The 23760-nt window shown below is 66.7% G+C and carries 20 protein-coding genes; all 20 read right to left on the bottom strand.

The window, feature by feature from the left end; genetic code table 11:
- Positions 1-88: 88 nt before the first annotated feature.
- Positions 89-1447 (bottom strand): ribosome biogenesis GTPase Der, encoded by a 1359-nt coding sequence (gene der / locus H5T73_08155; protein ID MBC7247738.1) that lies wholly within the window; start codon positions 1445-1447, stop codon positions 89-91.
- Positions 1448-1634: 187 nt separating this feature from the next.
- Positions 1635-2897, bottom strand: coding sequence for a DUF512 domain-containing protein (locus tag H5T73_08150; protein MBC7247737.1), 1263 nt, complete (start codon positions 2895-2897; stop codon positions 1635-1637).
- A gap of 79 nt (positions 2898-2976) precedes the next feature.
- Positions 2977-3681: a (d)CMP kinase gene (locus tag H5T73_08145; GenBank protein MBC7247736.1), complete on the bottom strand. Its 705-nt coding sequence runs from the start codon at positions 3679-3681 to the stop codon at positions 2977-2979.
- A 21-nt stretch (positions 3682-3702) separates the two neighbouring features.
- Entirely contained in the window at positions 3703-4980 is a 1278-nt protein-coding gene (aroA, locus tag H5T73_08140; protein MBC7247735.1) for a 3-phosphoshikimate 1-carboxyvinyltransferase, read from the bottom strand.
- A 25-nt stretch (positions 4981-5005) separates the two neighbouring features.
- The gene (locus H5T73_08135; GenBank protein ID MBC7247734.1) at positions 5006-6130 is read right to left on the bottom strand and encodes a prephenate dehydrogenase/arogenate dehydrogenase family protein; all 1125 of its coding nucleotides are present in this window, start codon (positions 6128-6130) and stop codon (positions 5006-5008) included.
- A 130-nt stretch (positions 6131-6260) separates the two neighbouring features.
- On the bottom strand, positions 6261-7271 hold the full coding sequence (aroF, locus tag H5T73_08130) for a 3-deoxy-7-phosphoheptulonate synthase (GenBank protein ID MBC7247733.1): 1011 nt from the start codon (positions 7269-7271) through the stop codon (positions 6261-6263).
- Between the two features lie 170 nt (positions 7272-7441).
- Complete coding sequence (gene aroH, locus H5T73_08125; GenBank protein MBC7247732.1) at positions 7442-7804, bottom strand: chorismate mutase; 363 nt, start codon at positions 7802-7804, stop codon at positions 7442-7444.
- A 113-nt stretch (positions 7805-7917) separates the two neighbouring features.
- Entirely contained in the window at positions 7918-8880 is a 963-nt protein-coding gene (locus H5T73_08120; GenBank protein ID MBC7247731.1) for an rRNA pseudouridine synthase, read from the bottom strand.
- Positions 8881-9512: 632 nt separating this feature from the next.
- Entirely contained in the window at positions 9513-10262 is a 750-nt protein-coding gene (locus H5T73_08115) for a segregation/condensation protein A (protein ID MBC7247730.1), read from the bottom strand.
- An 11-nt stretch (positions 10263-10273) separates the two neighbouring features.
- Positions 10274-11323, bottom strand: coding sequence for a tryptophan--tRNA ligase (gene trpS, locus H5T73_08110; protein ID MBC7247729.1), 1050 nt, complete (start codon positions 11321-11323; stop codon positions 10274-10276).
- Positions 11324-11414: 91 nt separating this feature from the next.
- A complete protein-coding gene (locus tag H5T73_08105; GenBank protein MBC7247728.1) occupies positions 11415-11957 on the bottom strand; it encodes an HDIG domain-containing protein in 543 nt (180 codons plus the stop codon).
- 11 nt (positions 11958-11968) lie between these two features.
- Entirely contained in the window at positions 11969-12631 is a 663-nt protein-coding gene (locus tag H5T73_08100) for a site-2 protease family protein (protein MBC7247727.1), read from the bottom strand.
- Entirely contained in the window at positions 12628-15264 is a 2637-nt protein-coding gene (locus H5T73_08095; protein ID MBC7247726.1) for a CBS domain-containing protein, read from the bottom strand. Before H5T73_08095 ends, H5T73_08100 begins: the two co-directional genes overlap by 4 nt.
- 363 nt (positions 15265-15627) lie before the next feature.
- Complete coding sequence (locus H5T73_08090) at positions 15628-16818, bottom strand: phosphopentomutase (protein ID MBC7247725.1); 1191 nt, start codon at positions 16816-16818, stop codon at positions 15628-15630.
- A gap of 144 nt (positions 16819-16962) precedes the next feature.
- Positions 16963-17922, bottom strand: coding sequence for a hypothetical protein (locus H5T73_08085; protein MBC7247724.1), 960 nt, complete (start codon positions 17920-17922; stop codon positions 16963-16965).
- Positions 17923-18276: 354 nt separating this feature from the next.
- The gene (locus H5T73_08080; GenBank protein MBC7247723.1) at positions 18277-19629 is read right to left on the bottom strand and encodes a radical SAM protein; all 1353 of its coding nucleotides are present in this window, start codon (positions 19627-19629) and stop codon (positions 18277-18279) included.
- A gap of 230 nt (positions 19630-19859) precedes the next feature.
- Positions 19860-20768, bottom strand: coding sequence for a site-specific tyrosine recombinase XerD (gene xerD, locus H5T73_08075; protein ID MBC7247722.1), 909 nt, complete (start codon positions 20766-20768; stop codon positions 19860-19862).
- Between the two features lie 15 nt (positions 20769-20783).
- Complete coding sequence (gene ald / locus H5T73_08070; protein MBC7247721.1) at positions 20784-21932, bottom strand: alanine dehydrogenase; 1149 nt, start codon at positions 21930-21932, stop codon at positions 20784-20786.
- A 111-nt stretch (positions 21933-22043) separates the two neighbouring features.
- Positions 22044-22607 carry an NUDIX hydrolase gene (locus H5T73_08065; protein ID MBC7247720.1) on the bottom strand — a complete coding sequence of 188 codons (564 nt, stop codon included), beginning with the start codon at positions 22605-22607 and terminating at the stop codon, positions 22044-22046.
- Positions 22604-23734, bottom strand: a complete 1131-nt coding sequence (locus tag H5T73_08060) for a M20/M25/M40 family metallo-hydrolase (GenBank protein ID MBC7247719.1) — start codon at positions 23732-23734, stop codon at positions 22604-22606. Before H5T73_08060 ends, H5T73_08065 begins: the two co-directional genes overlap by 4 nt.
- Between the last annotated feature and the right edge of the window lie 26 nt (positions 23735-23760).

The raw sequence follows: 23760 nt of genomic DNA, 5'->3' as shown, positions 1-23760 counted from the left end.
CGGGAAGCCGCCGTTCGCCTGCAGCGTGCTTCCGCCCTGCTTCCGCCCCGCATCCGCCCCGCGAGCGCTCCTCAGCCCACGCCCGCCGTCACGACCTTTCGCGCCTTAAGCGGCGGGAGCGCAGCACGATACGGATGGGTGTACCCTCCAGGGCGAAGGTCTCGCGCAGCTTCCTTTCCAGGTACCTCTCGTAAGAGGCGTCAGCCAGGTCGGGTCGGTTCACGAAGAAAACGAACTGGGGCGGCGCGGTGCGGGCCTGGGTGGCGTAGTAGAACTGCAGCCGCTTCCCCCTGCGCGTCGGCGGCGGTGATTGTGAGAGGAGGCGGTGCAGGAGGTCGTTGAGGTGGGAGGTCTGTATGCGCGTCTCCCAGTTACCCTTGACGCGGTCCACGGTAGGCAGGATGCGCCCCGTTCCCTGCCCGGTGAGGGCGCTCACCCGCAGGAAAGGCGCATATCCAACGAAACGCAGCTTCTCCGCGGCGTCCGCGTAGACCTCCTGCGCCCTGCCGCCGCCCTTCACCACGTCCCACTTGTTGAGGACCACCACGCAGGCGCGCCCGTCCTCCTTGATGCGGGCGGCTATGCGCTGGTCCTGGTCCGTGACCCCCTGGGAGGCGTCCAGCACCAGCAGGACCACCTGCGCCCTGTCTATGGCCCTCCATACCCGCACCAGGCTGTAGAACTCCACCCCTTCCTTCACGCGGGTGCGCCGCCTCCAGCCGGCGGTGTCGATGAAGCGGTACCGTTTGCCGTCTATTTCCATCAAGGTATCCACCGCATCGCGCGTGGTCCCCGGAAGTTCGCTGGTCAGCGAGCGCTCCTCGGCCAGCAGGCGGTTGAAGAGCGTGGACTTCCCCACGTTGGGGCGCCCCACCACCGCCACCACCGTCTCCGGGGTCTCCGCTTCCTCGAGGGCGGTCGCCTCGGGAAGGCTTTCCACCACCGCGTCCAGCAGGTCGCCGATGTTGCGACCGTGCATGGCGGAAACCGGCCAGGGGTCACCCATGCCAAGCTCGTACCATTCCACGGCCTCCTCTTCCCGGCGCCTGTTGTCCACCTTGTTGGCCACCAGGATGACCGGCTTCCCGGTCCTCCGCAGCAACTGCGCCACCTCCTGGTCGAGAGGGGTCATGCCCTCCGTCGCATCCACCAGCATGAGCGCCAGGTCGCACTCCTCAACCGCCGCCAGGGCCTGGCGGCCGATGGCCTGTACCAGGGATTCCTCCGCCACCGGGTCCAACCCGCCGGTGTCCACGATGCGGAACTCCCTCCCCCTCCAGGAGGCGACGAAGTAATTGCGGTCCCTGGTGACCCCCGGCTCGCTTTCCACGATGGCCTCTCCCCGGGCCACGATGCGGTTGACAAGCGTGGACTTGCCCACGTTGGGGCGGCCCACCACCGCCACCAGCGGCAGGTGCGAGATCACCTTCCTGCCTGCTCCACCCATGACCTCGGCTTCTCCTTGCGTTTTCTCCCGTTTCCTTCGCCTTCCAAGATCATAACCGATTCGCCGGCGCCTTTCCCCGTGGCAAGCTCGCAACCGCTACGCGTAACCCTTTCAGGCGCCGACCACAAGCCGGAACAGCCGTGCCCGGACGGGTTTTCGCCGGTGAAAAAGCGAGGGCCACCGCCGCTCATCGACCGGTCAACGCCTCCAGAAAGGCCCTCCCGTTTACCGCGGTGGGGAGCAGGCGGTAGCCGGACCTCTCCTCCACCTCAGCGAGGGTCATGTCGTCCAGGAAGCGCCCCTCGCGCAAGAGGTTCTCGGGTATGAGTAACGTATGACAGGAAGGTCGGCGCGCGCGCAGCGCGGACAGGATGTCCCCTCCTCCCAGCAGGGAAGTGACGGTCACCGAGCCCCCGAAGAGGAGGTTCTGCGCCGCCACCACCTCCGCCTCTCCACCTGAAACTCTTTCCAGTAATTTCCTTATGACGTTCTCCCCCGCCTCGCCCGTGATGAGGCCGCGCCCCGCGGTCCTACCCTTCCCCTCCGTGCCGCCGCCAAGACCCTCGTCCAGGAATTTCCTCGCCATCCCCACCCCGTTCTCCAGCTGCGGGTATCCCTCGTAGGCGGACGCTTCCGGAAAATCCTCCCCCGCCAGGAGGTAGAACTCGTCCGCGGCGTGGAATATCCTCCTGCCATGTAATTCCAGCGCTCTCTCCTGCATGCCGTGCACCACCTCCAGCAGGGCAGCCGCCGTGCCCGCGTCAAAGGTCCGCATCCCCGGCGCCGTGAGCGCAGCCCGGCGCGTGAGGCCCACGGGAACCACCCCCAGGGAAGCGGCCGTGTAACGCGACAACACCTCCTCGCAAGTCCGCCGCAGGGCCTCCCCGTCGTTTATCCCCGGGCAGGCCACCACCTGCAGGTGGATCTCCAGGCCGGCGCGCAGCAGCCTCGCGAGGGCTTCCAGTCCTCGGCTGGCGTTCCCTCCCATGAGGTAGGAGCGCAGACGCGCATCCGTCGCGTGGAGGGAAACGTAGAGCGGAGAAAGCCTTAGGCGCTCGATCCTGCGCAATTCTCCCCGGCCAAGGTTGTTCAAGGTGATGAAATTGCCGTAGTAGAAGGAGAGGCGGTAGTCGTCGTCCTTCACGTAGAGGGAGGGGCGCAGGCCCGGCGGCATCTGGTCCACGAAGCAGAAGCGGCAGCGGTTACGGCAGGTCATCACCCCGTCGAAGACGGGCTCGTCGAAGACCAACCCCAGGGGCACGCCCTCCTCCTTGCGCACCTCGCAGACCAGGTCCCTCCCGCCTCGCTGCAGGGTGAGCCGCACTCGCGCTGCGTCGCCCCATTCCATGCAGTCGATGAAGTCACGGGGCTTCCTTCCCGCGATCGCCAGAAGGAGGTCCCCCTCCTCCACCGCGCCTCGGCACGGGCTGTTCTCCCTGACCTCGACCACGCGCGGCGGTCTCCACGCCCGCCACCTCCCACGGCGGGGAGATGAAGGGAAAGTCGCTCGCCTTGACCGCATCAACCGGTCACCACGCGATCTTGTCTCTCGCCAGGGCCAGCAGCTTCCCTACCACCTCTGCCACAGAGAGCCCCGTGGTGTCCACGAGCAGCGCGTCTGGAGCCCTGCGCAGGGGATTGGTCCGCCGCGTGGAGTCGAGGTGGTCCCTGCGCACCATCTCCTGCTGCACCGTTTTCAGCGAGACGTCGTATCCCTCCTCTTTCATCTCACTGTAGCGCCGCCTCGCTCGCTCCGCCGTGGACGCGGTGAGGAAGAACTTGAGGTGGGCGCGGGGAAAGACCACCGTGCCCACGTCCCTGCCCTCCGCTACCACGCCGCCCCCGCCTGCAAGCATGCGCTGTTTTCTTACCATTTCCTTCCTCACGGCGGGATGGGACGAGACTCTGGAAACATGGGCTGATACTTCACGCGAACGGATGGCGGAGGTCACGTCCTCCCCGTCCATGCAGACGCGATAGGGAGGCCGGGCGCGTGGGCGGTAGACGTTCACGATGTCCGTCGCCCTCGCCATCCCCGCCAGGCCCCTCTCGTCGTCCAGATCCATGTGCGCGCGCAGTGCCTTCAGGGTCAGGGCCCGGTACATGGCCCCCGTGTCAAGGTAAGCCATGCGCAGGTTGCGGGCCAGCTCACGCGCCACCGTGCTCTTCCCCGCCCCCGCCGGCCCATCTATGGCGATGACGGCTTCCTCCGCCTTCACCTTTTGCCGTCGCATCCCGCACCCCCGTGCCTTTCCTTAGGACGCCAGTTCCCGCAACAGAACGGCGAAGCCGGGGAAGGAGATGTCCGTGCATTCCCAGCCGGAGATGACCGTCTCCCCCTCGGCGACGAGCGCGGCCACCGCCAGGGCCATGGCAATGCGGTGGTCCCCGTGGGAATCCACCCGCGCGCCCCTGAGCTCAACCGGGCCCGCGACCACGAACCCGTCCGGCAACTCCTCGATGTCCGCTCTCATCTTGCGCAGTTCCCCGCATATGGCTGCTATGCGGTCGCTCTCCTTGACCCGCAATTCCTCCGCTCCCATCACCACCGTTTCCCCCCGCGCGCGGCAGCCCATGACCGCGAGCAGGGGAACCTCGTCGATGAGGGCGGGGATGCGCCGTCCCTCGACCTCCACGCCGCTCAAAGCGGTGCTTCCCACCTCCAGGTCCCCCCGCGGCTCGTTGCTCACCTCCCGGTACCCGGATTCCACGACCAGGGCCCCCATGGAGTTCACCACGGAGAGGAACCCGGCCCGCGTTGGATTGAGCCCCACGTCCTTGAGGCGCAGGCGCGACCCCGGCACCAGGAGGGCCGCGGCGATGAGGAAGGAGGCGCTGGATATGTCGCCGGGCACCTCAATCTCCCCGCCCGCGAGCTCCGATCTTCTTATCACCAGGGCCTCCTCGCCCTCGAAGGACAGGTCGGCCCCCATGAGCAGGAGCATCCTCTCCGTGTGGTCACGCGAGGAGCGCCCCCCAAGGATGCGCGTCTCCCCCTCCGCCTGCAGCCCCGCCAGGAGCAGCGCCGACTTCACCTGGGCGCTGTCCACCTCCATGTGGTGTTCTATACCCCGCAGGTTTCCGCCCTCGATGGCGAGCGGGGGGCGTCCCCCCTCCCCCATCCCCACGATGCGCGCACCCATGCGGCCCAGGGGCTCGATGATGCGGCTCATGGGGCGCCTGCGCAGGGAGGCGTCGCCGTCGATCTCGCAGCGGAAGGGCCTCCCCGCCAGGGCTCCCGCCAGCAGGCGCATGGTTGTCGCCGAGTTGCCGGCATCAAGGACCCCTTGCGGCGGCTTCCACGCCTCGGGCCCCTTCCCTTCCACCTCCAGGCGCTCCCCCGACAGACGCACCTCCACCCCCAGCCTGCGCAGGCACGTAAGGGTGCTCAGGCAGTCACCGGCCCGCAGGAAGGGAGCGGCGGTGGTGCGCCCGTGGGCCAGGGCCCCCAGGATTGCGGCACGGTGGGAAAGGGACTTGTCCGGCGGCACCACCACCTCGCCCCGCAGGGGCCTCGCGCTGCCGAAGATCATGTCCACCGCGGCACCCTCCCCGCCGTCATTCCTCTCCCAGTGCCTTGCCCATGGTCACCCGGTATCCCTTGTTCCGCAGGGCTTCGGACGCCATGCGGGCGGCCTGCTCCCCCGTTATGGTGAGGCGCAGGATGCCCTGGCCGCTTTCCAGGGGGTGCACGAGCTCGAGGTCGTCGATGTTGATGCCCATCTCGCCCACGGTGAGGGTGACGTCGCTGATCACCCCCGGCCTGTCCTCGACCGGAAGCGCCAGGACGAAGAGCTCGGCCAGGGATTCCCGCAGGGCGGGAGCCAGGTTCCGCCTGCCCGAACTGGCCCTCTCCATCCAGGCGAGAAGCTCCTCCTCCCGGCCTTCCCGCAAGAGTTCCCGCACCCGCCGCAGGGCGTCGATGAACTCCTGCAGGGACTCGCCCACCGCCACGCGGTTCTCCATGAGGATGTCCAGCCACAGGGCCGGGTCGGAGGCCGCGATGCGGGTCACGTCGCGGAAACCTCCCGCCGCCAGGGCGAGCAGGGGATGCTTCTCGGCGCGCAGCAGGGCAAGGTTCATGAGACCCATGGCCGTGACATGGGGCAGGTGGCTGATCACCGACACGGCATGGTCGTGCAGGCCGGGCTCCATGGCGATGACCCGCGCCCCCAGGGACGTTATGAGGGCGTGCAGGCGGGAATAGGCCTCGGCGTCGCAGTCCCCGGTCGGGGTCAGCACGTAATAGGCGTCCCGGAAGAGGGCGGGGTCGGCGAACTCCACGCCCCTCTGCTCCGAACCCGCAAGGGGGTGCCCGCCGACGAAGTGGCAGTGGCCGGGCAGCACGCGCCTTGCCGCCTCCACTATTCCCGTCTTGACCGAACCCACGTCGCTCACCGTGGTCCCGGGACGCAGGTAGCCGGCGATGTCGGAGAGGACCGCGGGTATGGCGCGCACCGGCACCGCCACTATCACCAGGTCGCACAGGGACGCGAGCTCCCGCGCGCTTCCCGCCGTCTCCTGCACGGCTCCGCGCCGCATGGCTTCCTGCAGCATGCGTCCATCCGCATCGTAGCCGGTGACGCTTTCGGCCAGTCTTTCCGCGCGAATGGCCATCCCCATGGACCCCCCGATGAGTCCCGTCCCCAGGATGCCCACGCGCTCATAATACTTATCTGCCATAGATTACCATGTCCGTTCTCGACCGCGCCTCTCCCCTCGCGGCGGCGCCTCCTGCCCGCCCCCGCACCGGGGGTTTCCCCGCTTCCGCGGTGCCCGGCGGGGCGCTTCGTTCCCCGCCCGGCGCCACCCGTCACCGCTTCCCGAGGAACCCCGCCAGCTTGGCCACCTCTCCCATCATCACCTCGAAATCCTCCGGCGCCAGGGACTGCGAGCCGTCGCAGAGGGCTTCGCGCGGACGCGGGTGCATCTCCACCATCACCCCGTCGGCCCCCGCCGCCAGCGCTGCCAGGCAGAGCGGCGGCACGAGGTTGCTGACGCCGGTTGCGTGGCTGGGATCCACGATCACCGGCAGGTGCGAGAGGCTCTTTACCATGGGGACGGAGGATATGTCGAGGGTGTTCCTGGTGCCGGTCTCGAAGGTCTTGATCCCCCTCTCGCAGAGGATGACCTTGCCGTTGCCTTCCTTCAGGATGTACTCCGCCGCCATCAGCCACTCCTCCACCGTGGCGCTCATCCCCCGCTTGAGAAGCACCGGTTTGTCCTGTCCCCCCAGCTCCTTGAGCATGAGGAAGTTCTGCATGTTGCGCGCTCCCACCTGCAGAACGTCGGCGTAGCGGTACACCAGCTCCAGGTCGCGCACATCGAGCAGCTCGGTCACCACGGGAAGGCCCGTTTCCTCCCGCGCCTTCGCCAGGAGCTTCAGGCCCTCCTCGCCCAGGCCCTGGAAGCTGTACGGGGAGGTGCGCGGCTTGAAGGCGCCTCCCCTGAAAAGGCGCGCCCCGCAACGCCTGGCGACTCGCGCCGCCTCCACCACCTGCTCCTCGCTCTCCACGGAGCAGGGCCCGGCGATGACGGTGAAGGTGCCCCCTCCCACCTGGACCCCGTTCACCTTTATCGCCGTGTCCTCGCCCTGGAATTCGCGGCTGGCGAGCTTGTACGGCTTCAGGATGGGGACCACCTTCTCCACGGCGGGATAGGCCTGGAAGGGGACCTGCAGCACCAGCTCGTCGTCGCCTATGACGCCGATGACGGTGCGGAACTCGCCCCGCGAGATGTGGGCCTCCAGCCCCGAATCGTGCAGCAGGCGCACGATCTCCTCGATCTCCTTCTCGCTCACCCCGGGTCGCATCACGATGACCATACCGATCACTCCCCTTCCTCACGGAAAAGCCGTAATCCGAGGGACGGCGGGACCCTGGCCCTGCAGCGATTGTCCTTCCACCCCCGGTCGTCCTGGACCCCCGTGTCGCCTGGCTTGCAAGCCCCGCGTGCTTCTGCGCGAGACCCCCTCCCCTCGCTTGAGCGAGCGCCTCACTCGGGCAGGTCGGTCCTCAACTGGCGCGCTCCCTCCAGGTAGGGATGGCGCAACTCGTGCGGGTGCTTGCGGGTATAGAAATGCATGAGCACCCTTATGCACCGCGGGGCTCCGTCCGCTATGGACAGCTCCCTGGCGCACAGCAGCGGCACGTGGGTGAGGCCGATATGGCGCGCCGCCGCCGCCGGGAACTCCGCGGTGAGGTCCTCGGTGGCCGTGAAGATGACGTCGACGATATCCTCCGGGCGGATGTCGTTGCGCTTGATCATCTCCCGCAGCAACTGTGCCGTTCTCTCTACGATCTCTTCCTTGCTGTCCTCCCGGCAGAGGATGGCCCCCCTCAAGGCTCTCAGCTGCATTTCCCGCCTCCTTGTGCTTCGGCAATAAAGTTTACCACATCGGGCCGGGCCCCTCACAACCCGTACGGCGCCTGCGTGAACGATACGGCATCCGCGGTCCGTCCCCGCAGCCCTCAACCCACCTCCATGAGCTTGCGGACCTCGTCCGCGGTGAGGTGACGGTACTCGCCTTCCCCCAACCCGCGGAGATCGAGGGGTCCGAAGCGCGTGCGCACCAGGTCCACCACCCGCAGTCCCACGGCCGCGCACATGCGCCTTATCTGCCTCTTCTTCCCCTCGTGCAGGGTGAATTCGAGCAGGCACTGCCCGCCCTTCCTGGCCAGGACCCGCACCTTGGCCGGGGCCGTCGTCCCCTCCTCCAGGCGTATGCCCTTGCGCAGGCGGGCCAGTCCCTGCGTCGTGAGATAACCCTCCGCGCGCACCAGGTAGGTCTTCTCCACCCCCATGCTGGGGTGAAGGAGGCGCTGCGCCAGGTAACCGTCGTCGGTGAGGAGCAGGAGGCCCCGCGTATCCTTGTCCAGGCGTCCCACGGGGAACAGCCTTCCCTCCTCGTGCACCAGGTCCATGACGGTGGGTCGGCCGCGGCCGTCCCTGACCGTGGTGATGTAGCCGGCGGGCTTGTTTAGCAGTACGTATCTCTTTTCCCCGCGTGGACGCAAGGGGATGCCGTCGACCGTTATGCGGTCGCGCTCCGGGTCCACGCGATCCCCCAGGGAAGCCGTCCTGCCGTTCACCCGCACGCGGCCGGCCTCGATGATCTCCTCGCAGCGCCTCCGGGAGCCGAGCCCGCACTCCGCGAGCACCTTCTGGAGTCGCGGCGCGGCGCCTTCGCCGCCGCCGCCCGCTCCCCTCCGCCCGCACGGTTCGGGGCCGTGCGCGGACTCCGCCGCATGCGACGACGCCCCGCGGCTTCCCTCAGTCCTCTCCGCCCCTCTCTTCCCCAAGTGCACCGTCCTCGCGCAACGTAACAACGCGCGGCGGAACGCCTCGGGTCGCGCCGGGCGGCGACTCCTCCCGCTCCCCGTCCGGCAACCCCGGTATCTCGCTTGCGGCCGCCAGGCCGTCCCGGGCCGCATCCCCGCTCCCGTCTTCGCTCCCCGTTCCCCCACCCTCACCAGAGGCGAGGGAACGGGAGATGCGTTCCACCGTCTCCTCGTCCGGCTCGAAATCCTCCAGGGGAGGAAGGTCCTCGAGGCTGTTGAGGCCGAAGCGCTCCAGGAAGGCGTCGGTGGTGACGTAAAGCGCGGGCCCCCCCGGGGACCTCTCCTTGCCCTTTTCCGCCACCAGGCCCAACTCCTCCAGCACCTTGACCATGTTCTCCGACTGCACGCCACGGATATTGGCGATCTGGCTCCGCGTTATCGGCTGCAGGTACGCGATTATGGCCAGCGTCTCCACCGCCGCCCGTGTCAGGCGGGCACGCCGCGTGGAGAGCAGGAGCTTCTCCACGTGGGACGCGTAAGCGGGATGGGTGTGCATGCGCCAGCCTCCCCCCACCTCGCGCAGTTGCACGCCCCGGTTGTAGCGCACGTATTCCTCGCGCAACTCCTGCAGGATGGACGTAACCGTTCCCTCGTCGCAGCCCAGGACCTGCGCCAGCCTCCCCGCGGTGAGGGGTTCACCCGATACGAAGAGCATGGCCTCCAGCGCACCCCGCAACTCTTCTCCGCGCCCGGGATCCTCCTCGCCGGGTCCCATCCTCCAGATCTTACCGCCCAGGGGCCTGATCTCCATCGCTCTCACCCTCCACGGGATACACCTCGATATCGCCGAAGCGAACCGCTTGCCTCAGGTCTACCTCCTCCAGCTTGAAGAGCTCAAGGAGCGCGAGAAAGGTCGCTATCAGCTCTATGCGCAGCGCGCAGTCGGCGGTCAACTCCCGGTACGTGGTATGCCCCTTCTGCCGCAGCACCTTCCTTATGCGCTCGATGAAATCGGGTATGTTCACCCTGATGGGCGCGATGTACGAGATATCCACCTCGCTTTCCGTCTCCACGAGGTCGCGCGCCGTCTCCACCAGTCCCCGCAGGGTGAGCCCGCGCAGCACATCCGGCACCAGGCCGCGGAAGGGCTCCTCCAGGTCCACCTCCCGGTAATAATATCTCTCCTCCCTGCCCAGCCTTTCCCAGAGATGGGAGGCCGCGTTGCGGAATTTCTGGTACTGGAGCAGCCTCCACAGGAGCTCCTCGCGCACCTCGCCGGGAGCCGCTTCCTCCTCCTCGCGCTGCGGGGACGGGAGGAGGTGATCCGATTTCAGCTTGAGGAGGGTCGCGGCGATGAGCAGGAATTCCGTGGCCACCTCGAGGTCGAGCTGTTGCAGGGACGCGATGTAGCGCAGGTACTCGTCGGTGATCTCCGCGACGGAGATGTCGTAGATGTCTATCTCCTTGCGCCCGATGAGGTGGAGAAGGAGGTCGAAGGGGCCCTCGAACACCTCCAGCTTGACCAGGTAAGGCAAGGCTACCTCCTTCAGGCGATGCCCATGCGCCGGCGCACCTCTCCCAGGACCTCGCCGGCCACAGGCTTTACCCTGCGCAGGCCCTCTTCCAGCACTTCCCAGGCGATGCCCGGGTTGTTTTCCAGTTCCTTCCTTCTGGCGCGGAAACCCTGCAGGGAGTCGGACACGCGCTCCGCGAGCACCCCCTTGCAATCGACACATCCCCATCCCGCCGTGCGGCACTTCTCCGCTATCTCCTGCAGGCGGTCGGGCGTATAGACCTTGTGCAGCTCGAAAACGCTGCATTTTTCAGGATCGCCGGGGTCGCGGCGCGTCCTGCGCGCAGGGTCGGTCACCATGATGCCGACCTTCCTTCGGATCTCCCCGGGGTCATCGCCGAGGGAGATCTGGTTCCCGTAGCTCTTGCTCATCTTGCGCCCGTCGGTCCCGGGTATGCGGGGAGAAGGCGAGAGAAGGGACTGGGGCTCCGCGAAGGTCTCCCCGTAAAGGTGGTTGAAGCGGCGCACTATCTCCCGCGTGAGCTCGAGGTGGGGAAGCTGGTCCTCCCCCACCGGCACGCCGTCCGCGCGCACGATGAGGATGTCCGCCGCCTGCAACACGGGGTAGCCGAGGAAGCCGTGCGTGGCGATGTCCCTCCCCCTCAACTGCTCCTGCTGCTCCTTGAAGGAGGGAACCCTCTCCAGCCAGCCCAGGGGCGTGATCATGGAGAGGTAGAGCTGGAACTCGGCCACCTCGGGAAGGTCGGACTGGCGGTAGATGGCCGCCTTGTCGGCGTCCAGGCCCGCCGCCAGCCAGTCCAGCACCATCTCCTCGCTGTACGCGCGCAGGTGCGAGGGGTCCTGGTAATCCGTGGTCAGGGCATGCCAGTCGGCTATGAAGAAGAAGCACTCCGCCTCCTCCTGCAGCTCGACCATGCGCTTGAGGTTCCCGTGCAGGTGACCGAGGTGGAGCTTGCCCGTCGGACGGTACCCGGTAAGGATCCTTTTCGCCAAGTCGCCTCCTTCCTCTTCAGGCCTTCCTTCCTGCGTTCCGCGGGGCTGCGCCGCGCCACCCCGCCCCATGACCTTTCCCACATTGTAAAGGATATCCCGCGAACACGCCGCACGCACGCTGTCCTTGATCCCGAGGCGGAAAGGCCCGGGGGCGGGGCGGTCAGAGCGCGTCGTCAGTCTCCCGCAGCCTCCGCGCCCTTGCGTCGCGTGGCTCGCCCTGGTGCTCCTCCACCAGGCGCACCAGCTCGCCGTCGCTTCCTGCCCGGCGCAGCATCGCGGCGGCTATCTCGCCGTGATGCGACTGGACGAAAAAGCCGCGGCGCCATCCCCGGGGCAGGCTGTCAATCATTTCCAGCACTTCCCACCCCCGCGCCCTCTCGTCCACGGCGGTGCACATCCTCCGCAGACGCCGCGGGAAAAAGATCTCCAGGAAGGTGTAGAGCCAGCGCGTGGGTATGGCGAGGTCCCGGCGGAGCTTTCCCGTGTCGTGGAGGAGGGCGGCACGGCGCAGGAGCGGATCGTCCCCCAGCCTGCGCGCCATGGCCAGGGAGTGGGCGAGATCGTAGCGCCCCAGGGACAGGAAGAGTTCCTTCTCCCCCTCGCCCAGTTCCTCAGCGGCCCGCCGCGCCTCGCGCCGCAGCCCCGGGTACAGGGAGAGCATGCTCACCTTCAGCTTGCCGGGCAGGTTGCGCCAGGTGTTCATGCTCTTCCACCTCAGAAAACGGCGCCGAGACCATAGAGGCGCAGGATGAGGTTGGCGAGCTCCCCCACCAGGCTGCTGAACAGGAAGCCGAAGAACATGATGAGGACGAGGATGACGAAGAATCCGTAGGCCTCCATGGACTGGTAAAACCTCTTCGCCTCGCCCCGCAGGAAATAGCCCAGGACGCGAGATCCGTCCAGCGGCGGTATGGGTATTAGGTTGAAGACGCAGAGCACCACGTTGATGTAGGCGATGAAGAGGCAGGTCATCACCGCGCGGTCGAGCACCGCCCCCCCCTCGAAGAGGGTCAGCACGCGCAGCAGGCCGAAGAAGACGACCGCCAGCGAGAGGTTGGAAAGGGGGCCGGCCAGGGAGACCCAGATGATGCCGCGCGGTTTGCGGAAGAGGAAGGGATTGATGGGAACGGGCTTGGCGTACCCTATGATGAACGTCCCGTAGCCCATGATGCTGAGGAGGAAGAGCATGCCGGGCAGGATGACGGTCCCGAAGGGATCGATGTGCGCCAGCGGGTCGAGGGTGAGGCGCCCGGCTCGCTTTGCCGTGGTGTCGCCCATGCGGTAGGCCACGTAGCCGTGCATGTACTCGTGCACGATTACGCCCACGATGAGTCCCACCATCATGTACAACGAGATCTCCAGCCTCGATGGGTTCATCCCGCCTTCCTCTCCTTCGCTTTCTCCACCAGCGTCCTTGCCAGGGCCAGCTCTTCCTCTCTTCCCTTCACCTTGCCGTCCAGCACGTCCGCCTTAATCTTTTCCAGTATCTGGGAATAGAGCCTCGAGGGCGGCAGGCCCATCTCCGCGAGGTCCCTGCCGCTGATGCTCGGGCTCATCTTCTTCCACTTGCCGTAAAACGACCTCATCTTCTTTCTCGCCTTTTCTCCACCCATGACGTACAGGTAGGCCGCGGCCTCCCCCCCGAGGGGCTCGAGCAACGACGCGACCCTGCTGGGCGGGGGCTCCCCCTCCTGCAACCTGCGCATGATATCAGGCACCCGCTCCAGGCACTGGCGCACCGCCTCGCAGTCCTCGCGGCGCAAGCGCATCTGGTGGCACCATTTCTCGGACTCACGCGACGGAAGATCGGCCAGCATGGCCGCCATGCACAGCACCCAGACCTTCACGGCGTCGCCGACCGCTTTGCGGGCGGCTTCCAGGTGCCTCTCCAGGAGTCGGAACCTCTCCCTCATGGCCGCGGTGACGGCGAGATCCTGGTGCAGGGTGCGCAGGGCACCCAGGTCCTCCAGCCGTTCCAGCGCCTTGAGGGGAAGGGGCAGCGGCTCGCAGAAGATGTCCACCAGCTCGTCCCTGACGCGGGCGTTGGTCAACCTCCCCACGATCTCCATCTCCACCGCCCTTCGCGCCAGGATCTCCGTCTGGCTCTCCAGGCGGAAACCGTAGCGCTGCTCGAAACGGACGCCGCGGAAGATGCGCGTGGGATCCTCGACGAAGCTCAGGTTGTGCAGCACCCGCACCTGTCTCTTTTCCAGGTCGCGCAAGCCGCCGAAGTAGTCCAGCAGCTCCCCGAAACGCTCGCCGCTCAAGGCCACGGCCATGGCGTTGATGGTGAAATCGCGGCGGTAGAGATCCTGCCTGATGGAAGATATTTCCACGGTGGGCAGCGCCGCGGGATACTCGTAGAACTCGGTACGGGCCGTGGCCACGTCTATCCTCCTGCCGTGGGGCAGGATGATCACAGCGGTGCCGAACTTGCGGTGGCTGCGCACGCGCGCCTGCAGCTCGCGGGCCACCCTGCGCGCGAACTCGATCCCCTCCCCCTCCACCACGATGTCCAGGTCGAGGTTGGGGACGCCCAGGAGGAGGTCGCGCACCACGCCCCCAACCAGGAAGGCATCGTAACGGCCCTCCTCGGCGACCCTGGAGATGGTGCGCAGTATTCCCTGCACCTCGCCCGGTAGCTGCCGCTGCATGAGCTCGATGATCTCCGAGCGGTTGTAACCCGTGCTGCGCTGCGGGGGAGCGAAACCGCGCAGGTAATCGGCGCCGTGCAGGGCGCGGACGAGGTCCTTGCGGGTGACGATGCCCACCACCCTCCCCTCGCGGACCACCGGCACGCGGCCGATGGCGTTCTCGGTCATCAGGGTCTGTATCTCCTGCAGGGAGGCATCCTCGTCCACGGCGATGAGGACGCGGGTCATGAAGCCCTTCACCGGCGCGTGACCCAGGCCGTGATGCCCCGCCTTGTCCAGGTCCTTGCGGGATATCATGCCCACCAGGTCCCCGCGCCCGTCCACCACGGGGAAGGCCGTGTGCCCGGTCAGCTCCATGCGCCGCGACGCCTCGATGATGGGGGTGTCCTCGCTCACCGTCTTCACCGGACCGCTCATGATCTCCCTGGCGGTGACCAGGGGGCGCACCTTGGCCTCCAGCAGGGATAGCAGCTCCTTCTCCGCCCTGTCCAGCCTGTACCCCTTCATCACCGCCGACCCCGCCTTGGCGTGTCCCCCGCCGCCCAGCCCGGAGAGCACCTCGTCCACGTCCACCTGGTGCAACCGGGAAAGGCCGACCACCACCACCCTTTTCTGCATCTCGGCGAGGGTGAAGAGCACGTCAAGGTTCTCCAGCTCGGCAAGCCTGCCCGCCACCATGGAGGCTCCCTCCACGTAGCCGTCCATGCGCGCCCTGGCCACCGTCACCATGACCCCGTTGATACGGTATTGCCTCAGGTCGGATATGAACCTCTTCATGAGCTCATGCTGGGCGGGGGACATCCGCTTGCCCAGGAAGTGCACGATCACCGAGAGGTTGGCCCCCTCGCGCATGAGGTAGGCCAGCGCATCCGCGTCATCGGGAGTGGTACCGGCGAAGGTGAGCGAGCCGGTGTCCTCGTGGATGCCGAGAGCGAAGAGGGTGGCCTCGAAGGGCGTGATGGCCATCCTCTTGCGGCGGATTATTTTCAGGAGAACGGTTATGGTCGCCCCCTGCGGCTCGCCGTAGTCCTTGACGCCCTTCATGTCGTGCGGAGACGGCGGATGGTGATCGTAGACGAAGACCTCCACGCCCTCCCTTCCCGGGAGGTCCCTGAACTCGCCCAGGCGGTCCGCGATGCGGTTGTCGACCACTATGAGGCGCCGTATGGCCTCGCGATCGAGGGACCTGGGGTCCATGAACTCCAGGACATCCCCGTGCAGGGCGATGAACTCGCGCACGTTGCGGTTCACCGACCCCGCGAAGACCATCACCGCCTCGGGGTAGAGCTTTTTGGCCGCTACCATGGAGGCCAGCGCGTCGAAATCCACGTTGACGTGTCCCAGGATGACGTCCACCGGACAGTCCTTTCACGCGATCCGCCGAACCGCGCCCGCCGCGCTCCCCCGGGGACTCGAGCACGCCACCGCCGGGCGTGCCCGCCGTCCCGCCCGGCCGCGCTCACGCAGGCGGGCTGTTTCCACGACAATGTCTTCCACGATAAGGATATACCCTCATGCCTATTCCGCTGAAGCCTGGGGTACACTTAAACGCCTGTTCCGCCGAAACCCGCTCCCCGATCCCCCGCGATGCGCAAAGCGCATGCCGTAACGACGCGGCAACCCGCCCGCGAAGCCCTCCCCGCCGCGATCCGCCCTTCTCCTCCGGCCTTCCGTTGCGGCACCCTCCCGGCAGCGCGGGTATCATAGCCCGCTTTCTACTCATCCCGCGCAAGCCTCGGCGGCGAAGCTCTCCCCGTCCAGCCCCTCCGCGTCCAGGCCGAGTAGATCGGCGACGGTCCTGCCGCAATCGGCGAAGGTCCGCCTTGTCCCCAGGTCGCAGCCCTCCCTCACCATGCCGCCGGAGAGGAGCAGAATGCCGTATTCCCGGGTATGGTCGCTGCCGTGGAAGGTGGGGTCGCAGCCGTGATCCGAGACGACGACCAGCACATCCCCCTCCCCCATGGATCTCAGCAGGCGGGGCAAAAAGTCGTTCACCTCCCGCAGCGCGCGGGCGAAGCCGCGCGCGTCGCGCCGGTGCCCGTACAGCATGTCGAAGTCCACCAGGTTGGCCATGAGTATGCCCTCCCCTCCCGCACGCACCTCCTCCAGCAGGCGAGACATGGTCTCCGCGTTGCCCTCCGTGTGCGGGCTGGAGATAAAGCCGCGCCCCGCGTACAGGTCTCCCACCTTACCCACCCCCTTGACGGGAAGCCCGGCGGAACTGCACATGTCCAGGACGGTAGGGCGCGGAGGCGGCAGGGAAAGGTCCAGCCTTTCCGCGCCTATCCTGCGGAAGGAACCCGGCCGGCCCACGAAAGGGCGCGCGATGACCCGGCAGACGGCATGTTCCCCCTGCAGCATCTCCCGCGCCTTCCGGCACATGTCGTAGAGCTCCTCCAGGGGTATCACGTCCTTGTGCGCCGCGAGCTGGAAGACGCTGTCCGCGGAGGTGTAGAGGATGGGGCTGCCGCTGCGCAGGTGCTCCTCCCCCAGCTCCTCGATGATCTTCGTGCCTGAAGCGGCCCTGTTTCCGAGCACCTTCCTGCCGATGAGCCCCTCGAAGCGTTCCACCAGATCTGACGGGAAACCCCGGGGATAGAGCGGGAAGGGCTTCTGCAGTATCACGCCCGCGAGCTCCCAGTGCCCGGTTGTGGAATCCTTCCCCGGGGAGGCCTCCATCATCCTTCCGTACGCCCCCACGGTATCGCGGCGACCGCGCACCCCGCGTACGGACGTCAGGTTTCCGATACCCATGGCCTCGAGCACGGGAAGGCTCAGACCGCCCGTCGCCGCGGCAACGTGCCCCAGGGTATCAGCCCCCTCGTCGCCGTAGTCGGCGGCGTCGGGCAGCGCTCCCGCCCCGACGCCGTCCAGGACCAGCCAGACCACGCGAGCGGCGCGCCGCGCCATCACGTCCTCCTCCCCCGGCGCTGCCATCTCATGCGCGCCGACGGCGTGCTTCCTTCAACCCGCGCCTCCGGACAGGGTGGACGTCTCCCGTGCCCGAAGCACGTCCCCTGCGTCCCCTCGCGGCTTCCAGCCCTATCATCCATTTTATTCCAGATCGATGCCCAGATCCGTAACGGCCTGCCGGATGGACCTCACGTGCTCCCCGGCCTCCTCGGCCGTGAGAAGGCCCGCTCCCTCCCTGCGCGCCTGCGTGAGGCGGTCCACGGCCCGCCGCAGCCCCTCGGGATCGCTCAAGCGGTCGTATAGCAGGTCCACCGTCTCCAGGGTCTCCCCACCACCCAGCCCGGCCAGCTGCAGGAGTTCCTGCAGTACCTGCAGGGCCTCGAAGGCGGCGGCGGCCGCGTCTTCCTCCTCGAGCTGCCTCACCGTATCCCATAGTATGCGGAAGCGCATGGGCACCTCGGGGTTGCGGGTGTTCAGCAGGTGGAGCTCAAGGAGGTCGCGGGCAAAATCGGTGGCCACGGTGGCGAAGCGGTCCGCCAGCTTCACCTCTTCCTCAATGTCCTCCAGCCCTTCCTCCTCGCTTTTGCGCAGGGAGGCCTGGATACCGCGTATCCCCTCAAGGTCTTTCTCCAGGCGGGGGATGACGCGCAATGGCTCCTCCCCCCATGCGTTGACCCCCCAGCTGGCCAGCAGTCGCCGCGCATCGTTGACCAGCTCCAGGCTGACCACCACGTCCAGGTCGTCGCGGGAGGAGGCCAGCCTCTCCACGTCCTCGCGGGGATGCAGCACCCTCGCTATCTCCCGCCTGCGCACGAGGAAGGGGCTGAACGGCCTTTCCAGCACCCTCTCGTTTCCCTCCAGGAGCCCACCCAGCAGGTCGACCGCCCTGCGCAGCGAACGCACCCCTTTGCCCAGGGCTGCACCGGCCTCCCCCGCGGACACGAGAAGGTCTATCTCGTTCCATTCGTCCTCCCAGGAAACCCCGCCTTCCTCCTCCGCCTCCCGCAGCCTGCTCCTTACCCTCGCCCGGAAGTCCTCGGGAGGCGCCGGTTCCCTCAGAAGCTCGTCGAGCCACCCTTCCCCGAAGAAAACCTCGTCCATGCCCCCATCCTTTCACGCTCCGGATACGGATCATATTATCATTCTCCCCCCGCATGCCTTTAGCCTCCCGTTCCACGCGGTTTTATCGCCCCTGTCCTGGTATCCCGGCACGCCGGAAGCCGCACGGCCCCCTCCCGCTGCCCCATACCCCAGCGGGAACGACATAAGCCGACGGTTGCACCTCGCCGCGCCCTTGTAATCCCCAGGGTTTCCCCAGGGTTTCATCCCGCCCCGCCGCCCTGCATCCCGGGCCCCGCGAGCACGGCACGTCCAAGAAGGCGGCGTCGACGTTCTCCCGCTTCGACAAAAGGACCGCCCGCTCGGGGCGGTCCTCTGTCCCTTCCCTTCCAGGCGTCAGGCCGAGCTGGCCCCTTCCGCCCGCAGGTAAGGCTCCTGGTAATGTTCCATCCACACCTCGTCGGCCAGCCTCCCGTACTCCTCGCCGTAACGGTCGAGGTCCGGTGCCAGCTCGGTGAGTATCCCCTCCGCCTCGGGATGGGTGGCCCTGGCACCGCTTGCGGCCACGCACTCCCGCAGGACGTAGGGATGGTCGATGATCATGCAGGGGCGCAGGAGGTTGGGGTGATAGGGCCTGCGGCTGCGGATGCTGCGGAACAACTCCGAGTTCAACGCCTCCTCCAGGGATTTCTCCTTGATGTTGTCCACCGCGAAATGGGCGAAGACGCAGGGCTCCACGTCCCCGTTCTGGTTGATGTGCAGGTAATTGTGGCCTCCCGCCATGCATCCCCCGACCAGGGGACCATCGCACCAGAAGTCGGAGATGAGGGCCCTCCTCTCCCGGCGTATGCGGTTGATGCGCTCCCAGCGTTGCATGCGCTGCTCGGGAGTGGTCATGAGGTCAAGGGAAGGCCGGGTGCCTATGGGCATGTACTGGAAATACCACCCGATGAAGCACCCCTTCTCCTCCATGTAGAAGTCCACAAAATCCTCGCTCGTGAGGAGGTCCGAGTTGAAGCGGGTGACGGTGGCAGAGAAGCCGAAGAGGGCCCGCGCCTCGCGCAGGTTGTCCATGGCCTGCAGGACCTTGGCGTAGACGCCCTCCCCCCGGCGCTCGTCTGTCTCCCGCTCGTATCCCTCCACGGAGATGCAGGGGATGACGTTGCCCAGCTCGGCTATCGTCCCCGCCAGCTCGCGGTCGATGAGCGTCCCGTTGGTGTAGACCTGGAAGGTCACGTCGTGATGCTCGCGGAAGGTGTCCAGCAGCGGACCGTAGAAGAAGGGCTCCCCACCGGAGATGACTATGAAATATATGCCCATCTCCTTGGCCTCCCGGATCACGCGGTCGAAAACATCGGCAGGGAGGTCGTCCTTCTTCGAGTACATGCCGGCGTAGCATCCCACGCAGCGCAGGTTGCAGCGCATGGTGGGGCTGATGACCAGGAGCAGGGGCGGGCTGAAGCCGCTGCGACGCTCGAACTCCTCCCTCGCCCGCGCCTTGTAGAAGAGCGCGTCGGTGAGGAAGTTGATGGCTCCCCTGCGCACGTTCTTGTGCAGGTCGGGGAGGCGCCTCTTCACCTGAAGGATGAGGTTCTTGACGAATTCCTGCCCGTCCGGCCAGCGGATGTCCTTGACGAACTTCTCGGCGAACGATAGCAGCTTGTCGTCGGGCACGTTGGGTAAGACGAAGATTAAGCCGTTGATGGTCTTTTTGATCATGTAATCCCTTATCCCTGATACGTCGGGCATCGCTTCACCTCCTTCCGTTCCCTCTTTTATCACTAAGCCCTGTCCTATCACCTCCTCCCTCGTATCGAGATGGCGCAGCATGTGATGAAAACGCGCCTTTCCCGTTATGTTTCCATATATTATAACCAAATCCTTTCCCGGGAAACCCTCGTCGCACCACGGACGCTTCCCCGTTCACTCCACGGAGCACGCTCCAGCGCTCACAAGAAGGTGCCGCCGCCCTCGAGAGCTCAGGCATGGGGGTGGGCCTTCCGGTAAACCTCCCGCAGCTTTCTCCTGCTCACGTGGGTGTAGACCTGGGTGGTGCTGATGCTCACGTGGCCGAGGAGTTCCTGTATGTAGCGGAGGTCCATCCCGTTTTCCAGCAGGTGCGTGGCATAGCTGTGGCGCAGGGTGTGGGGGGTCATGGCGTCCTCCAGCCCCACGCGGCGGGCATACTTCTTCACCACTCCCCAGGCTCCCTGGCGGGTGATCCTCTCTCCCCTCGCGTTGAGGAAGAGCGCTCTCTGCGCGGGGGAACGCGCCAGCCTGGTGCGCCCGTGGGCCAGATACGCGGCTATGGCGTCGGCGGCCGTCTTTCCCACAGGCACCACCCTTTCGCGCGCGCCCTTCCCCATCACCCTCATCTCGCCCTCCTCCATGTCGAGGTCCTCGACGTTGAGAGACACCAGCTCCGATATGCGTATCCCGGTCCCATAAAGGGTTTCCAGCATGGCGCGATCCCGCAACCCCACGGCATCCCCCACCATGGGCTGGTCCAGGAGCAACTCCACCTCCTCCCGGCTCAAGACCCTGGGAAGTGGCTTGAGGTGGCGGGGATAGGGCAGGTCGCCGACGGGGAGCGACTCAGCCCCTCCCTCCTCGAGGAGAAAGCGTTGAAAGGTGCGCAGCGAAGCCACCATGCGTGCCAGGGAACGGGGCGCAAGCCCCCGCTCCCGCATCTCCGAGAGGAATTCCGTCAGCCCCTCTCTCTTCACCTCGCTTGGAGCCCCATACCCCTTCCGCACGGCGAAATCGCAAAAACGGCGCAGGTCCCTCATGTAGGCCTCCACCGTGCGCTCGCCGAGCCCTCTCTCCGTCCTCAGGAAGACGGAGAACTCCCTCAGCAGCTCCTGCCAGGCACCGGCGTCCCCCTGCATCCCCCCTCCACCTGCCTAATAGGGAAAAAGCTGTCCGCCGGGAAGATCGATGGGCAGGACGATATCCAGCGGTTCGTATTCCATGCCGTGGGCTTCCGCCACCGGGCGCGACGTGATCTTGCCCTCGATGGTGTTCACGCCCTTGGCGAGGCTGGGATCGCGCCTCACCGCCTCTCGCAACCCCACTTCCGCTATGAGCAAAGCGTAAGGAAGGGTCACGTTGGTCAGGGCGTAGGTGGAGGTCCGCGGCACGGCTCCCGGGATGTTCCCGACGCAGTAGTGGACCACATCGTGCAGGACGTACACCGGGTCGGAGTGGGTGGTGGGGCGGGAGGTCTGCAAGCATCCCCCCTGGTCGATGGAAACATCTACCACAACGGAACCGGGACGCATCTGGCCCACCACCTCCTCGTCCACAAGCACCGGGCACCTGGCGCCCGGTACCAGGACGGCGCCGATCACCACGTCCGCCTGGCGCACCGCCTCGCGCACGTTCATCTTGTTGGAGATGAGGGTGGTTATGCGCCCGTGCAGGATATGCTCCAGGTAGCGCAGCTTGACCACGCTCTTGTCCATCACCATGACGTGGGCGTCCATCCCCGTGGCGAGGATGGCGGAGTGGCTGCCGACGATGCCCGCCCCCAGGATGACCACGTTGGCGGGCGGCACCCCGGTGGCTCCCCCCAGGAGCATGCCCCTCCCCCCGTTCATCTTCTCCAGGTAATGCGCTCCCACCTGGGGAGCCATGCGCCCCGCGACCTCACTCATGGGCGCGAGGAGGGGAAGGGAGCCGTCCTGGCGCTGCACCGTCTCGTAGGCGATGGCCACCACCCTGCGCTTGATAAGCTCCTCCGTCAGGCCGCGATGCGCCGCGAGGTGGAGGAAGGTGAATATGATCTGCCCTTCGCGCAGCAGGGGATACTCGCTCTCCTGCGGCTCCTTGACCTTGAGGATGAGCTCCGCCTCACCGAAAACATCCTCGCGCGCGGGGACGATCTCCGCTCCGGCGGATGCGAAATCGCCGTCGGAGATGCTCGAACCCTCGCCTGCCCCCTTTTCCACCAGCACGCGGTGTCCCTCCGCAGCCAGTTCATGTGCGCCCTGCGGCGTGAGGGCCACTCGGTATTCCTTATCCACTATCTCCCGCGGTACCCCGACGATCATGACGACCACGCCTTTCGCTTCCGCACCCCCCGCCGGCGACGGGACCCGCACACCCCAGCCCTATTACTCCCTGTCCCGCCATGCCAGCCGGCGGCGAGCCCCCCTCGTTCCTCATCCCTTTCCTTGCGCGCCGTACTCGCCGCGCCTGTGGAGCATCGCCAGCGCAAGTCCCGCCACCGTCTTGGAGTCCTTTACCCCCCCCTCTGACACCAGGGCGAGCGCATCCTCCAGGGGCATGCGCACGAGCTCCAGGAACTCGTCCTCCTCCGGTTCCGCTTCTCCCTCCACCAGGCCCTCCGCCAGGTAAAGGTGCAGCAGTTCGTCGCTGAAGCCGGGCGAGGTGTAGAAGGATGCCAGCTTTACCCACGTGGTAGCCTCGCAGCCTATCTCCTCCTTCAGTTCCCTCACCGCGCAGTCCAGGGGGTCCTCCCCCTCCGCCAGCTTCCCCGCAGGTATCTCCAGCAGGTCCTCCCCGGGAGCGTGCCGGTACTGGCGCACCAGGATGACCCTCCCCTCGGCGTCGATGGGCACCATGCCCACAGCTCCCCAGTGCAGGACGACCTCGCGCTCGGCTTCCTTTCCGTTGGGAAGCCTTACCAGGTCCACGTAGAGGCGCACCACCTTCCCCTCGAACACGGTATCCCTTCTCAGCAGCTCGTGGCCGGTGGGTTTCATGTCGCGCTCCGTAACCTTCCCGCCGCCTCCGCGATCTCCCGGCAGAGGCGGAGCAGTCTCCCCAGGTCCCGAGCCTCGATGTATTCCTGCGTGGTGTGAGGCCTGTTGGCTCCCATGCTCAGCACAACCGCCTTTATACCCATGGTATTGAGGAAATTCGCGTCGCTCCCACCTCCCGAGGCACGGATCTCCATGGGCAGGCCCATGGCTTTTCCGCCCTCGACCGCCAGCAACACCAGGGGATCCCTAGGCTCTATGCGAAAGCCCTCGTAGGCACGCTCCACCTTCACCTCCACGCCGACTCCCACCGCCGTCTCCGCCTCCAGCGCGGCGCGTATCATGGATTTCCTCTGCCCATCCAGCTTCGCCACGTCCAGCGACCTTGCCTCTCCCCGCACGACCACCTTGTCGGGGACTATGTTCACTGCCCTCCCCCCCTGGATGATCCCCACGTTAGCCGTGGTCTCCGAATCTATGCGCCCCAGGCGCATGAGGCTTACGGCCCAGCACGCCCCGTAGATGGCGTTTATCCCTTTCTCGGGTTCCACGCCGGCATGGGCGGCCCTGCCGGTGAAGATGAACTCCAGGTTGTCCTGGGTGGGGGAGGCGTTGATGATCTCCCCCACCTCTCCCGAACCGTCGAGGACGAAGGCGTGCCGTGCCTTGAGGCGCCCGGGCTCGAGGTTCCGCACTCCCTGCAGCTGCTTTTCCTCCGCCACGGTAAAGAGCATCTCGAGGGGCCCGTGGCGGAAGGCCCCTTCGGCGGCCATGCGCATCATCTCCAGCATGACGGCCACCCCGGCTTTGCAATCGGCCCCGAGGATGGTGGTTCCGTCCGAGGTCACCCTCCCGTTCACCAGCCTCGGCTTGATGCCGCGTCCGGGACTCACGGTGTCGAGGTGGGAGCAGAAGAGGATGGGGGGCGCGTCCAGGCCGTTCGCCGGAACGGTCACGTAGACGTTCCCCGCCTCGCCGCCGATGGCGCCGCCCGCCCCGTCCACGTAGGGAAGCAGCCCCGCGCGTTCCGCCTCCCTGCATACGTAGGCGACCGCTTCCCCCTCGTGGTAGGTCTCGCTGTCTATCCTTACCAGGCGGAGGAATTCCTCGAGAACCCTGTCATGCGTCAACCATCTTCCTCCTTGCCGCGTCATCC

It is taken from the genome of Actinomycetota bacterium (genome assembly GCA_014360655.1).
Taxonomy (GTDB): Bacteria; Actinomycetota; Geothermincolia; order Geothermincolales; family RBG-13-55-18; genus JACIXC01.
The sequence above is the reverse complement of the archived record's forward strand: the minus strand, read 5'-3'. Positions and strand labels throughout refer to the sequence as shown.